Annotated in this window: 13 protein-coding genes; 10 read left to right on the top strand and 3 right to left on the bottom strand. The window is 58.4% G+C overall.

All coding sequences use genetic code 11. The features are described from left to right. Positions 1–5: 5 nt before the first annotated feature. Entirely contained in the window at positions 6–257 is a 252-nt protein-coding gene (locus DIE22_RS14745; RefSeq protein WP_124605395.1) for a PAAR domain-containing protein, read from the top strand. A 51-nt stretch (positions 258–308) separates the two neighbouring features. On the opposite strand, the gene tssF (DIE22_RS14740) is transcribed toward DIE22_RS14745, so the two are convergent. Then, a complete protein-coding gene (gene tssF, locus DIE22_RS14740) occupies positions 309–2,120 on the bottom strand; it encodes a type VI secretion system baseplate subunit TssF (protein WP_124605394.1) in 1,812 nt (603 codons plus the stop codon). 405 nt (positions 2,121–2,525) lie between these two features. Here tssF (DIE22_RS14740) and DIE22_RS14735 point away from each other — a divergent pair, with 405 nt between their 5' ends. Continuing rightward, a complete protein-coding gene (locus DIE22_RS14735) occupies positions 2,526–2,903 on the top strand; it encodes a DUF3592 domain-containing protein (RefSeq protein ID WP_041491136.1) in 378 nt (125 codons plus the stop codon). Between the two features lie 21 nt (positions 2,904–2,924). Next, a complete protein-coding gene (locus DIE22_RS14730; RefSeq protein WP_124605393.1) occupies positions 2,925–3,497 on the top strand; it encodes a hypothetical protein in 573 nt (190 codons plus the stop codon). A gap of 1 nt (position 3,498) precedes the next feature. Here the strand turns inward: DIE22_RS14730 and tssF (DIE22_RS14725) are convergent, their stop codons facing one another. Next, the gene (tssF, locus tag DIE22_RS14725; RefSeq protein WP_124605392.1) at positions 3,499–5,379 is read right to left on the bottom strand and encodes a type VI secretion system baseplate subunit TssF; all 1,881 of its coding nucleotides are present in this window, start codon (positions 5,377–5,379) and stop codon (positions 3,499–3,501) included. Between the two features lie 142 nt (positions 5,380–5,521). Between tssF (DIE22_RS14725) and DIE22_RS14720 the strand changes: the two genes are divergently transcribed. Genes DIE22_RS14720 through DIE22_RS14700 form a run of 5 tightly spaced genes read left to right on the top strand, consistent with a single transcriptional unit; the run spans position 5,522 to position 11,699 of the window. Next, positions 5,522–7,633 (top strand): type VI secretion system Vgr family protein, encoded by a 2,112-nt coding sequence (locus DIE22_RS14720; RefSeq protein WP_124605391.1) that lies wholly within the window; start codon positions 5,522–5,524, stop codon positions 7,631–7,633. An 11-nt stretch (positions 7,634–7,644) separates the two neighbouring features. Then, positions 7,645–8,988: a DUF2169 domain-containing protein gene (locus tag DIE22_RS14715; protein ID WP_124605390.1), complete on the top strand. Its 1,344-nt coding sequence runs from the start codon at positions 7,645–7,647 to the stop codon at positions 8,986–8,988. Continuing rightward, a complete protein-coding gene (locus tag DIE22_RS39195; RefSeq protein WP_124605389.1) occupies positions 8,981–10,780 on the top strand; it encodes a PAAR-like domain-containing protein in 1,800 nt (599 codons plus the stop codon). Before DIE22_RS14715 ends, DIE22_RS39195 begins: the two co-directional genes overlap by 8 nt. Before the next feature lie 36 nt (positions 10,781–10,816). Further along, the gene (locus DIE22_RS14705; RefSeq protein WP_124605388.1) at positions 10,817–11,308 is read left to right on the top strand and encodes an SMI1/KNR4 family protein; all 492 of its coding nucleotides are present in this window, start codon (positions 10,817–10,819) and stop codon (positions 11,306–11,308) included. Between the two features lie 31 nt (positions 11,309–11,339). Beyond that, a complete protein-coding gene (locus DIE22_RS14700; RefSeq protein ID WP_124605387.1) occupies positions 11,340–11,699 on the top strand; it encodes a hypothetical protein in 360 nt (119 codons plus the stop codon). A 539-nt stretch (positions 11,700–12,238) separates the two neighbouring features. On the opposite strand, the gene DIE22_RS14695 is transcribed toward DIE22_RS14700, so the two are convergent. After that, positions 12,239–12,436, bottom strand: a complete 198-nt coding sequence (locus DIE22_RS14695; protein ID WP_124500986.1) for a hypothetical protein — start codon at positions 12,434–12,436, stop codon at positions 12,239–12,241. Positions 12,437–12,542: 106 nt separating this feature from the next. Between DIE22_RS14695 and DIE22_RS14690 the strand changes: the two genes are divergently transcribed. Both DIE22_RS14690 and DIE22_RS14685 read left to right on the top strand, forming a co-directional pair. Further along, positions 12,543–13,175: a hypothetical protein gene (locus tag DIE22_RS14690; RefSeq protein WP_124500985.1), complete on the top strand. Its 633-nt coding sequence runs from the start codon at positions 12,543–12,545 to the stop codon at positions 13,173–13,175. 81 nt (positions 13,176–13,256) lie between these two features. After that, positions 13,257–13,592: a RebB family R body protein gene (locus DIE22_RS14685; protein ID WP_124500984.1), complete on the top strand. Its 336-nt coding sequence runs from the start codon at positions 13,257–13,259 to the stop codon at positions 13,590–13,592. Positions 13,593–13,658 lie beyond the last annotated feature (66 nt).

Genomic DNA, 13,658 nt, shown 5'->3' with positions numbered 1-13,658 from the left:
CTACGATGATGAATCTCATCCGCGTCGGCGATGATACCGACCACGGCGGCAAGGTGATCACGGGTTCGTCGACGATGCGTTTCGACGGTCGTTTCGTTGCTCGCAAGGGAGATGAGGTAACTTGCCCGCAACACCCGGACGTCAAACCGAATTTGATCGAAGAGGGTGATGAATCGATGACAGATGATGGTGTTCCGATTGCTCGGCACGGTCACAGGGCGACCTGCGGTTGTCACCTGATTTCGAGCCTTACCTAATCTACACGAGTTGTAGGGTGACTCGATCGTCGCAGTTTGGAGGCAGGAAAATCAGGCGAGCATGATTGTGCCTGGTCGTGGCGCGCAACGTCGAATTTCCGCGCCGGAGTTGGTCGACATCACGACAAGTTGGACAAAGCTTGTCGTCGGCGCATGCACGGTGAAGAAGTGATCCATTACGCTGATGAATGCGTTCAAACTGACGGCGGCAAACGCTTGTTCGTCGACCGTCAACGTTACTTCCAAACCCCGAACGAAACTCGGCATTGGTTTTCCTGGAAGCCAGAGTTGTTTGGTTCGATGGCTCAAGTTCGTCAGTCCGTCGAGGAGTTTCGCGTGTCCAGCGGATTGAGCAGTGAACTGACGGAACAGGCGTTTCAGCTCCGTAAGTCCGGTGCGAGTCAATTCGATCGAGTGCGGGGCGAACTGCGTGATGAGCCGCCAAGCTGCCTCGCCTTCGCTCGACAATCGCGCGACTTCTGTCGGTGCGTCCAGCATCACGATGCGCGAAACCATCGTTCCCTGCTCGTTTACCAGGTCACCATCTTCGGCGCCGGCCCGCATCGTCCGAGGGAAATTGCCATTCGAACAGATGACGTCTGCAGTTATCTGTTCGATTACGGTGCCGGTTATCGGTCGGCCGTCGAGGTCCACCAGGTTGAGCGCGGTTTCCTTTTTTCCCGATGGCGAGGCCGCGTTATGGTGCACGAGAACCCAGTAGGGGCCGGTCGGTTTGTCGGAACTGCCGTGCATGAGCGACACGAATGGATGGATGATGTTCGCTCTGGAGCTGCCTGTCGTGGCACGGACCGACTCGACAGACCAAACTTCGACACCGGCAACGCCCGTATTCTGGGATTGCACGGGGTACGTGTTCGTGATCGGACTCCGCTTGAGTGGCAGCGACGAAAGCCGGAACAGATTGACGATCGGTGTGCAAAAGAGCCTCAGATTGTCCGCCGACAGATTCTTTAGTCGCTGTGCCGTCCACGAATCTGGATGAACGCCGCAAATGGCGAGATGCAAGGTAAGTTGCTGGCTGGAGCCCGCCGTATGCGCGAGCGCGGCGAGGTCGACGTCAACAAAATCGAACTTCTTCGGAAACGCAAAATATTCGCTCAGTAGCCGCAGGGCCGGAGGTCCGTCGTCTTCGTCGAGCAGCTTCTCGGGCTCATCGTAGCCGGCGGCAGCGAGAGGCAGTGTGGTCAGCGTCGACCAGCGACGTTCGGCGTTTTCGACGAAGGCGGCTGCCGTGCGCATCGTCATCGTATCCATTGCCGCGCCGACGACTTCGCAGGGGCCGTTGACATGGACGCGCAACGGGCCGGGAACGGCTTCGATGCGAAAGTCGGGGCGTGCAACCGCAAAGGTGATGGAGAGCAGGCCGGTTGTGCCGGCGGGCAGGACGACGTCGGAGGGAACTGCAGTCGCCGGGGCGTAGCGCGCAGCCGAAATTCGCACGGGAGCTAACGTTACGTCATATACGGTTCGGAAGAGGCAGTCTTCCGTTTTGCTCGCCAGCTCTGTGCCGCGGGCAATGAGCGATGGCTCAGTGAGCTTTTCGAACATGTCTGAGACATCGAACTGGGCGATTGCGCACGCAGGAACCGTTCGAAGATACTGGGGATACAGCATGCCGAGGAGGGCTTCGGCGAATTCCGGATAGTTATCTTCAAGCCGACTGCCTATATCTGCGGCGAGGAGGGCGAACGATTGCAACATCCGTTCGATATGGGGATCTTCGGAATGGTCGCCGGAAATCCCCAGGCGAACAGCAATTTTGGGATAGCGTGTCGCGAAGGTTCCAATCGATTGGCGCAGTAGCGCAAGTTCTCGTTCGTAGTGCGGAAGCAGTTGATCCATTGCGTGAAGTGATGAACCGGCAAGGCGGCGAACCGATATATTCGCCGCCTGTTTCGGTTGCGCTGAATGGTGTCGGGCACGCTAAACGTCTGACGTTGCTATGATAACCGCTTGACGGAAAAAGCTCGTCGATCGACTCGGGGAGGCCCAATTCCACGATCAGCGAACCCGAAACGGCTTTGCATTACGCCGGCCCCGCTGCCTTCCGCCCCATTTCAAGATGCAGCCCCACGGGCCACAATCGTCGCTGCACAAGGTCATTTTTGACTGGCCGACGATCATACGTTCGACAAACTTACGTTCTAATCCTTTTCGGGGCGGGATGTCGCAAGGTAGTTCGGTGTGCGGGGCCGCGTTGTGTATGATTCCGACTGCCATTTGACGAACGAACGAGCGAGCACATTTATGTACAAGGCCGTAGCCTTTGTCGTGATTGGAGTCGGCTTTTTGATCGCAGCGGCGATAAACGTTCAGCTGACGCGTGAATTCATGCGGACGTCGATCATGGTGCCCGGCGAAGTGGTGAAGTTGAACGCGGGCGGGTATCACCCGGAGATCGAGTTCGTGACGAAGGCCGGCGAACACGTCTCGTATCCGCAGGGCGGGATCGTGTCGAAAATGGCTGTCGGCGATCGACCGCAGGTGCGTTATCTCGCCGAGAATCCGATTCCGACTGCGAGAATCGATCGATTCGATGCGATCTGGGGGAATGTGGTCTTTTTCGCTGTCTTCGGATTGGGCTTCATCGTTTGTGGGCTGATCAACCTTCCGTCACGACAATAGCCGGATCACTGGGGCGCGGGCATGTCATTCTTGAGGCTGAGCAAGTGGACCTATAACACCGGGGCAGGTGGTGGCCTGAGTGTCGAGATCGTGACGGCAACCGGTGGCACGATCGTGCTGACTGACCCTGAGAAGCACGATCAGAGCTTCTATTACGGTGGCGTCGGCATCGGAATCGGCGCAGGCCTGAAGATCCCGAAAATCAAATTGCCGAAAATCTCGATACCGGAAATCAAGTTGCCGCCGATCCGGGGCCGCAGCGTCGGGGCGGCGGGTTCCACGTTGGACTTCCCGAGTTACGGCAGCATCTACATGACGAGCGCGTTTCGCGGTACAGAGTTGTCGCGATCGGATTTTCAGGGTGGAACGATTTATGTCGACGGGTCGCTGTCGGCGCTTTACGGTTGGGCAGGTGATGCGATGTTGCTTGGCATGAACCCCGCATTGATGGCAACCGGTCTATCAAACCCTGGTTTCAGCTGGTTGCTCACGCGCGCAATTTCCGAGGCGCCGGCTGTATTGTTCATGCGCGGGCAGACGGTGGGTTTCCAGGCCGGAGGCAGTGTCGGGATTCTTGCTGGATATGTTCACTGAACTAAACCAGCGATCGCGTCCCGGGGCGTGGCGTGCATCGCAAAAGCTCTTTGCCGGTCTCGGCCGACAGAATGACGAGTTGAATGTAGCTGTTGGAGTGAGCGTAGGGGCCGAAGAACGGGTCCATGATGGCCGAGAACCGATGCAGGCTAACATTTCGTGTCGCAGCCTCCGAGAACGAAAGCAGGATTTCCACGCCACGAACAAATGACGGGAACTGGTTGTCGAGAGACATCCACCTGATCGCCGGTTTGTAGCTGAGGTCTACGATCGCATCGATACAACGCTGAGCCACGACGCTGGATCGCGGGGCATGTTGACGGAGAAAGTCCTTCAAGGCCGGCAATCCGGATCGCGTCAAATCGAGCGGGTGAGGTGCCAGGGCCGACAGGACGCGCCATAGCGCTCCGTGCCCACGCGGCAGGGATGCCGGCAAGGTTGGCCGTGAAAGCAGGGTAATGGGGCAGGTGAGCGCGGAGCCTTCGTACAGAAGATCGCTATCTGGCGCGCCGATCGGCAAGCGCGATGGCAGTTCGCCGTTTGTTGCCAGCACGTCGACGTCGACCTGTGGATGTCGCGGATTCGCAGGATGACCGTTTAAATTCAACAATGTCAGTAACGGTGTTGTAAACGCGGCGCTTGGCGCAGCTTCTGGATCTCGGCAGGCGACCCAGTACACGGTGGAAGCCTCCGGGGACTGCGTGTGACTAAACGCCCGATACGGCAATACTCGAATTCTGGAGGTCGGGTGCGCGACACCAGGCACCTTGTCCTTCTCCCATTCCGTACGATCGCCCAGGTACACGCCTTTGATCGAATAGACGCTGAGGGGGATTCCAGTCGCCAACGGAATCGGGACGATGGGATAGGCCGCATCGCTGCTCGTGAGCTGGATCGGGGTTGCCGCGCGCTCGAACAGATTGACGACCGGTGTACAGAACAACCGGAACGCGCTTGTGCCTAGCGTTGCCAGAATCTGAGCAGCGGCAGAATCGTTGGGCGTACCTTGCACGGCAACGTGGAGCGTCAGGCGCCGCGCCTCGGCGGCGCGTGCAGCGCGGCGGATTCGACCCAGGTCGACGTCGACGAAATCGAATTTTTCCGGATAGGCGAAATACTCAATCAGACTCCGGAAAGACTGTGAATCGGTTGGCTCTTCGTCGGGCAATAGATGCTCGTCATTACCAAAGCCAATTGCTTCGATCGGGACTTTCGACAAGCTGATCCAGTGCCTGCTGTCGTCCGCTTCCACATAGGCGCTCGACGCCCGAAGCAGGAGTGCGTCGGTAAGTGCGACGACCAATGACCTGTCTCCTGCCAGATGTACGCGAATAGGGCCGGACGGGATCGCCTCGTCGAAGATCTGGGATGCCGCTTCGCTCGCAAAGCTGATCGAAATGATGCCCGTCACCTCCGCCGGGATGCGTGCCGATGCGGGCGCGAGCGTAGCCGGCGAATAACGCGCCGAATGTACGCGCAACGGCGACAACGTGACGTCGTACACGGTACGAAATCGACAGGGCGCCGCGTTGGCGTCAAGCATCGTGCCGCGTGCGATAGTCATCGGTTCGGTTAGCTGGCCAAACATTATCGCCGGATCGAACGAGGCGAGCGCACATGACGGAATGGTACGCAGGTACTGCGGATAGGCGACTTCGAGAAGGGCTTCGGTGAATTGCGGATAGTCGTCGTCGAGTTTCGCGTCAATGCGTGCAGCCAGCAGTGCGAACGACTGCATGATTCGATCGACATGCAGGTCCTCCACGTGGGCGCCGGCAATGCCCAAGCGTGCCGCGATCTTGGGAAAGCGCCGGGAAAATTCCGCAAGATGGCGGACCAGCATCCCAACTTCGTGTTCGTAATGTGACAGCAGATGGTCCATTTGCTATGAATGTTCAATAATCCATAATATTCAGGCCCTGTTTTTCTCGAGTCGAGATCTGGTTCAATCGCCGCGCAGCCATATTAGAATGGCTCGGCCGACAAAAAGCTGCCCCCTCCGCTGAGAGATTCCGAGGCTACAAATGCAAATGTCAGAAATTGCGAGCTTCTTCCAGCTCCAGAGCAATCGCCTGTTTACGATCCAAACGCCGCTGAAAGGGCGATCGGATCTGGTGCTTGTCGATTTCCATTGTACCGAGGGGTTATCCCAGAATTTCGAGACCCACGTTCGACTTGCGTCTCAAGACAAGAACATCGAACTGAAAAAGCTGATCGGTCAGCCGGTTACGATTACCTTGCAGTTGACCGATGCGCTCGCCAGTTCCGAAGAGCGCTATTTCCACGGATATGTTGCAGCGTTCTCGCATCTCGATACGGATGGTGGTTTCGCCATCTATAGCGCCACGATTCTGCCGTGGCTCTGGATGCTCTCTCGTCGACAGGACATCCGGATCTTCCAGGAAGAGAACACTGAGGCGATCCTCACACGGGTGTTCCAGGAGTATGGAAAGCTCGCGTCGTTCGAGTTCCGCCTGTCGAAGGGAACGAAGAACCGCAGCTATTGCACCCAGTACCGCGAGACGGATCTTGCCTTCGTCGAACGGCTGATGCGAGAGGATGGCCTCTTCTACTACTTCGAGCATGCGAAGGATGGGCACAAGCTGATCATCGCGGATCACTCGGTGACGGCCAAGCCGATCGACGGGCGTAGTCCGTCATTACAGTACAACCAGGACGAGCCGCTCGATAATCTGGCCGTCGTCACGTCGTTTCAGGCCCAACGTCATCTTGCACCCAGCACGGTCGGACTGAAGACCTTCGACTACAAGATTCCCCAGGCGCGACGATTCGTTTCAGGCGGAACTGAAGTCAACCAGGGCGAAGTGCCGTCGTACGAGATCTATGACTACCTGGGCGAACATGGCTTTGCGGATAGCGATCGAGGTGAAGAACTCACGCGTTTCCGGACAGAAGCGCTCGCCGCGCACAGCAAGACGTTCGTCGGAACGACGACCAGCCGGCGGATGATGCCGTGCCGATACTTCGAGCTGGACGACCACTACGATCATGCGAGTACCAAACAGGAAGATCGGCAGTTTCTGTTGCTGACTGTCTCGCACACCGGCACGAACAACTATCAACCTGGCGAGGGAAGCTCGGCGTACTCGTGCAGCTTCACCTGCATTCGCAAGAAAATTCCTTATCGTCCCACGTTCGAGGGCGAGCGTCCGACGATCGTCGGGCCGCAGACGGCGATTGTCGTCGGCCCGAAGGGCGAGGAGATTTATACCGATAGTCTCGGCCGCGTGAAGGTCCAGTTTCATTGGGATCGTCTGGGCAAGCGCGATCAAGGCAGCTCATGCTGGGTACGTGTGAGCCAGCCGTGGGCGGGTAGCGGATTCGGGATGGTCCAGATTCCGCGAATCGGCGACGAAGTGGTCGTGAGTTTTCTTGACGGAAATCCAGACCGTCCCCTGGTGACCTCGCGCGTCTACAACTCGCAGAACATGCCGCCTTGGGAACTTCCGGCCAACGCGACACAGAGCGGGATTCTGACGCGCTCAACCAAGACCGGTAACGTCAACACCGCCAACGCGATCCGCTTCGAGGACAAGAAAGGTGCCGAAGAGGTGTGGCTGCATGCCGAGAAGGATCAGCGCATCGAGGTCGAGCACGACGAGTCGCACTGGGTTGGCAACGATCGCAGCAAGAATATCGATCACGATGAGACGGTGCACGTGAAGCACGATCGGACCGAAACAGTCGACAACAACGAGACCATTCACATCGGCGTGGATCGAACGGAAACCGTAGGCAATAACGAAACGCTGACGGTCGGCGGCAATCGGAACGAAACAATCCAAGGGATGGAAAACCTCTTGATCGCATTGACGTCCACAGAAACGGTCGGACTCGCAAAAGCCTTGACGGTCGGTGGTGCATATACGGTCACGGTTGCCGGCGCGATCAATACGGCCGCCGGCCTTGCGAGTGCCGAAGAGGTTGGCCTGTCGAAAACCACGATGGTCGGGAAAACCTACACGATCACGGCCGGCGACCGAATCGAGCTTAAGACGGGTAGCGCCGTTCTCATTATGGAGAGCAACGGGCACATCACGTTGCGCGGAACGCAGTTGCTGATTGAGGGCTCCGGGCCAGTACAGATCAACGGTAAGGACGTTGACGTCAACTGACAGGGGGAGCGATGGAATTCTCCAATTACACGCCTTTCCCCGCGCTAGCGTTCGAGTCGTTTACGCCGGATGGCGCGTCGTTCCATACAGTCGTCTTGCGGCAGACCTTCGAACTGCGAAACGGTTCGCTGATACTGGCGCAAACTCAGAAACCTCTCGCAACGTCCGATCGTTTCCACGGTGAGGCGAATCAGTCCAGCGTGGCGGAGGAAAGCGACCTCGCTCCGTATAAACCGTCTTGCGACGTTCTGATCAACGGGGCGGCCTATGCACCGCAGGGTCGACCGTTGTCGCGCTTCATGGTTGGCGTCCAGATTGTGTCCGCGCCTGTTCGATCCAGTGAAGATGCGGGCGTGCTGACGACGAAAGTGTTGCTCGATCGCAGACTATCGGTACACGGCCGAAGATACTTTGCTCGGCGGTCGCTACTTGTTAGATGCATGAATCGACTTGTGAAGGTCGGTACGCTCGGGATAGTGCGCCCCCTGGATTGGGAACTGACGGTGGCGGAGCCCATCACGCAGTTACCTATTCGCTACGAGTTCGCGTGGGGAGGGCAATGTCGAGTCGATGCGGGGAATCCGGCCGAGAAACGTGTGCCGAACGCATCTCGCCTTGATGACACGCAGCGGGCCGCACATCCGGATCAAGAGCGTGTTCCGATCGCGCATACGATTTGCGAAGACAATCCGATCGGTCTAGGGTTTGCGGAGTCCTGGTATATGAAGGCGGTCAGGCCAGAGAAGGTAGCAGCGCCGCAGATCGAACCCAGTGGCGAACCCGTTTCCGTACAGGTGTGGCTTGATGCCTCGAATGGTCAGGCATCGCCATTGTTGCAACCCGTCGGTTTCGGCATTGTTGGTAAAGCGTGGCGATCAAGGCGGGGGCTTGCCGGTACCTACGACGATCGGTGGCTCGAAGCGCGTCATCCGGGCTTGCCCGAAGATTTTCAGTTCGGCTACTGGAACGGCGCGCATTCGGCGATGCAGGTGCAGCATCTCATGGGCAATGAGACACTCGTGCTGAAGAATCTTGTTCCTGCCGGTACCCCGGGCTCGAAGCCAGACGAACAGGGCAACACGGTCATGCGTATGACTTTGCCAGGCCATTTGTCGATGGGGTGGATATATACCGAGCATTCGCTAAAGTTCGCACCGCTTCTACTCGATACGCTGTCAGTGGATCTTTCGGACGTGTCGAAGCCGGAGGTGACAATGATTTGGCGCGCAACGCTGATGAAATCGGTGCGCGCGCAGCGCTTTGAAGCAAGGTTCGTCGACCGGACTGACATGGAGCGCATTGTTGCGCGTTCGACGGAAGACTCGATCGGACGGGCGGGGGCGCAACATGGCTGAGCCGCTGGAAATTACGGTCACTGGGGACGCTGGTGACGTTTTCCGTGAGCACTTCAACATCCAGAGTGTCGAGCAGGCCCGCGACGCAGTGAACAATCTGGATTCGCTATGGAATACACAGAACCCGTGGAGCGATCGTCCTGACCTGCGAGACATATTTGACGAGGCGGCGAAGTCGGTTCAGAGGCGCTTCGAGACCGGCGTCTACAAGCCGGAGGAAAAGGCACAGCCGTCCGATCATTTCTCAACGGGAAACCGGATTGCATCGAGACAGGATGGCAGTTTCAAAGCGGTGAGTAGCACGCCCGACGTTTGCAAGACGCCGATGGGCAGTTCGACGCCTCCGGTGCCCTATCAGATCGTTTCGGATCTGAGTGGCTCAGCCGGCATCGTGCCGACCGTGAGATTCAACGGTAAGCCGGCTTACGTGCTCGATCAGAGCGTGGTCCCGACGTGCACGGGTGACGAGGCGGGTTCGGCCACTGGTGTCGGTTCCGGCACGGTGGGAGGCGAGACCAAGCCAACGCGAGGCAGCACGACAGTTCGAGCGGGCGGCCATCCCGTGATACGGGATGGCGACCCCTGCACGATGAACTCCGGCAACTGTACGGGAACCTACGTGACGGCACCTGCGCCGGGAAGTTCGGTTGATGCGAACGGAAACGTCGTGGGGGACGCCAATCCGCCACCCGACAAGGGTGTGATGCATCAAGTCGGTGGGTTCTTCAAAGGGGCCGGCGGCGCGGTGTGGGATATGGCGAAGGGTTTGGGTGGACTGGCAGTCGGAGCGGCCAAGTTGTCGCCGGTGTCGCAGGCTGCCGAAGGCTTGTCCGACCTGACGGGGCTATATGACTATCATGGATACTCCCAGACCGTCGATTCTGCCGGAAAGACGGCGCAGGCAATCTACGATCATCCTGGGGCGATTGTTGATGGCATCACCAAGCCGTATATGGAGGCGTGGAGCCAGGGCAACTATGGCGAGGCGCTGGGGCGCGGCGCGGTCGACATCGGCGGTTTGTTTGTCGGTGGTGTCGGCGTAGCCGGCAAGGCTGGCGAAGCGGCGAATGTGGCTGGCAAGGTCGGAGAGGCGGCTAACGTTGGCGGTAAGATTGGAGAGACAGCGAGTGTGGCTGGAAAAGTCGGCGACGCCACGACTGTCGCTGGCAAGATGGGGGAGACGGCTGAAGCGACAAGCGCAGCAGGTCGAACGGGAGAAGCCGCGAACGCTGCAAAGGCTGCGGATACCGCGGGTGAGTCGCAATTGGGTCGAGGAGCCGTTGGCGACGATGCGACGACTGCAGGTACGAAGGCGGCGGGTGACGCGGCGGGGACCAACGCTCCGGTTGTCCCCAAGAGCGAATTCGACGCGTTGGCGGATATTTCTGGAGATGGGATTCGAGTCAAGCCTTCAGGAGGAGCCTGGAAGTACCCGCCAAACTGGAATAGCTGGGTCAAGAAGGGCGGGAAAATTGTCACCCACGAAGATGGATCGGTCACATACATCCGCAAGGATGGCGTGCAGGTCACTTACAACAAGGAAGGATTCCCCGATTTCTCACCGCACGCTACCGAGTCGGTCAAGATCGACGATATGCAGTTTAACCATACGAGCGACTTCAGAAAGGCCAACGAGAAGATCGGACTGACAGGAAGCGATCCGCCCGATGGATTTACGTGGCACCATGTGGAAGACGGCAAGACAATGCAGTTAGTACCACAATCGATTCACAATGTTGCCGAAGGTGGTTTCCCTCATGCTGGCGGTGTGTCCGTCGGTGGTGGCGGGTAGGGATCCGCAGAACTGGATATTTGATGGTGAAAGCACATGAGAGCGTTGACGTATTCAACACATAGCCATTCGTCAGTGCGGTACGACGGTGCTGCCGACGATGCGATTGATGAGTTTTTTTCGTCGCACGAGCTGATGTGTCCAGCAGCCTATAAGGCTTTCTTGCAACAGTACAACGGCGGTTGCTTCAATGAAGGCTATCTTCAGGACACCCCGTTGGGTCCGTTGTTGGTTTCCTATTTTTCAACTCTTTCGCCCAGCAAGAATCGGCATATTCCTGCGCAGATGGAAAATCTGGACGAATATATTCCGGTTGGCTTCGTGCCTATAGCTGATGATCCGGGCGGAAACTTGTACCTGTTGGATTGCGATCGAAATCCGGATCGCAATGGGAAGGTATATTTTTGGAATCATGAGGGTGCGGAGCCTGCGGAAGATCCAACATTAAGCAGCTTCGATAACATAACGCTACTGTTTGATTCATTCTCGGAATTTCTGGATGCATTGAAAGATAAAGATTTGGCTTGATGGCTTGGATTGTGATTTTTAAGGAATGAAGATGGATTATCCTCTGTCTGGTGAAACGGAGGCTGCTGCGGCATCGCTACTCAATGCCTCCCCGCAACCCAAGAAGATCGGGGCGAAAACGGTAAATGTGATTGAGCGGGCTGACGGCGCGATAACGGCTTTTTCCGAGAATGGAAAGGTGTATTCTGTTCGTATCAGGAGCCCGTTTTCGGGTGATGTTCGTGGAGTCGGGATCGGTTACACGAAAGATGAGGTCATTCGTGTTTTGGGGAAGCCAGATAGGTTGTGGCCTGTTCATGACGGTATCGATCGTTGGTTTTACGACGCGAAGGCCTTTATGAGGGTGGATTTTAATCCGGATAGTGATTTGGTTGAATTTATATATGTCTAAATGAAAACCCCGAGGTTCTTTAAAAGGTAGTGAATATCTTCGAGGGAGCAAAGCCAGCCTTCAAGAGCCGCGGCAATAAATGTGGAATCTGAGGAGCCAGACGTCCGGCGGTCCGGTACACGAGTCTCCACCGTTCCGCATTTCAGCATACATCGCATTGTTGATTTTCATGTCATCCCTCTGGCGCTGGTCTCGATAGTCTTCCTTTCGATTCGCAGCGGAAGTCCGCACCGTAGTCCGGCAACAGCTTATTGCACGTGAGCAGCAACTGCCGCTGCGCGTCCGCCGCCGACATGTGCTGGATGAGGCGGGCGTCAGTATTCGCTCGGGCATCGCCACGGCGTTCGGGTTCGTCGAGCGAAAGCGATTACAGGCGCGCCGGGTGCTTCCTGCAAGTGATCGGCCAGCGGCATGGGTGTGCGGGCCAATCCGCGCCCGAAGTACGCGAACGCACCCACACGCGCCCCGGGAATCGCTCTTCGCCGCTCGCGCGCGGGCGACGCGCGAATCCCTTCGTCGGGCAGGTTGTCGAGGAGCCATCAGGCCGGACGCTCGGCCGACGTATCGATGAACGGTTCCACGCGCAGTTCTGACGCTTGCGACGGCGGATATCCGACACCTGCAGCCGGCGCGCGGCGACCACTGATTTCACAGACCCTCCACATGGTTCGTCCCTGCAGCGGTCCTGCCGAATTTCCGGCAAGGCCGTCGCGCATCCATTGCCGGGAGAACATCATGCGATATCCGTTGCAGTACTCCGACGCAGGCACGTCGGTGCCGCTTCTGTCCGAACCCGATCCGCACGCACCGGCGTCGCGGGCGGACATCGAGGAGGTGTGAGCCATGAGCAACGAAGCACTTGACCCGCTACTGCGACAGTTCGCAGAGAAGCGGTTGGGACGGCCCCTCGCGCCGGGTGAAGAACAGGCGCTGCTGGAGCGGCTGCCGAGCAGGCATGCCGACCACCCGGCGCCTGCTCCAGGCACGGCCGCCCAGGCGCACGCCACGAACCCGCCATTGCAGTTGAAAACCCGGCAGGAGGCGCGCGAGCAAATCAAGCATTTCCTGCAGCTCAATCAGCAGAAGGCATACGAGAAGATGCGCGGCATCCTGCAGACAATCGACGCGCAGAACGAGACGACGCTCGGCATGCTGGCGTCGGAACAGCGGAAGGTGTCCGGGGTGCTCGATGCGCACGAGTCTGCGGACGACGCTCAGGCATCCGGCGAGGCCGACATCCAGGACAGCACCCGTCAGGCGCTGGCGATGATCGGTGAACAGCTGACGAGTCTCATCCGTCAGGAAATCGAAGCATGCTTCCGGCAATACGTCGACTCGCTTGCCGCACGGCTCGATGCGATATACGACCGGCTGCAAAGCCTCGGCGCCTGTTCGACCGAACTGTCCGAATCGACGGCGCCGGATGCCGCCGCCGCGGTCGTTCACGACACCCCGGGCCCAGCGTCCATGCAGTAGCACGCGGGTCATGCGGCTGAACGCGAAAAACGGCCGGCCCCGATGTGCGACCTCTCAACTACGTGAACCAAGGAGCAGCAAATGACTCATTCGTGTCAGGTGTGCCAGGTCAATCCCGCGATTACCGATGCGGTCACGCAGGTCAACGTCAAGGTGGTCGCCGAAGCGCCGGCAATGGCGATGGGCTCGCTGTACCAGGCCCAGAGCCATTCGCTCAGCATCCTGTTCGAGAACGCGGTGCAGCAGCAGTCGCAGGCCGCGATCCAGTCGCAGACGTCGACGAACGTGGGGACGATGCAGCTCTACACGATCGGGCCGGAAAGCGCGGGCGCGGCCGCCACGGAAATCGGCGCGAACGGGATCATCGCGCTGCTGGCCGACGTGATCGCGATCGGGAAGGCGGTGAAGGGCACCTAAGGCGCCGTCGCAATGCCGTGGTCGAGCGGCGGCGCAAGCGGCACGAGCCGCCAATACGCCCGCCGC

It is taken from the genome of Burkholderia sp. Bp9142, from assembly GCF_003853415.1.
Lineage (GTDB): Bacteria > Pseudomonadota > Gammaproteobacteria > Burkholderiales > Burkholderiaceae > Burkholderia.
This window is presented reverse-complemented; position numbering and strand designations above follow the sequence as displayed.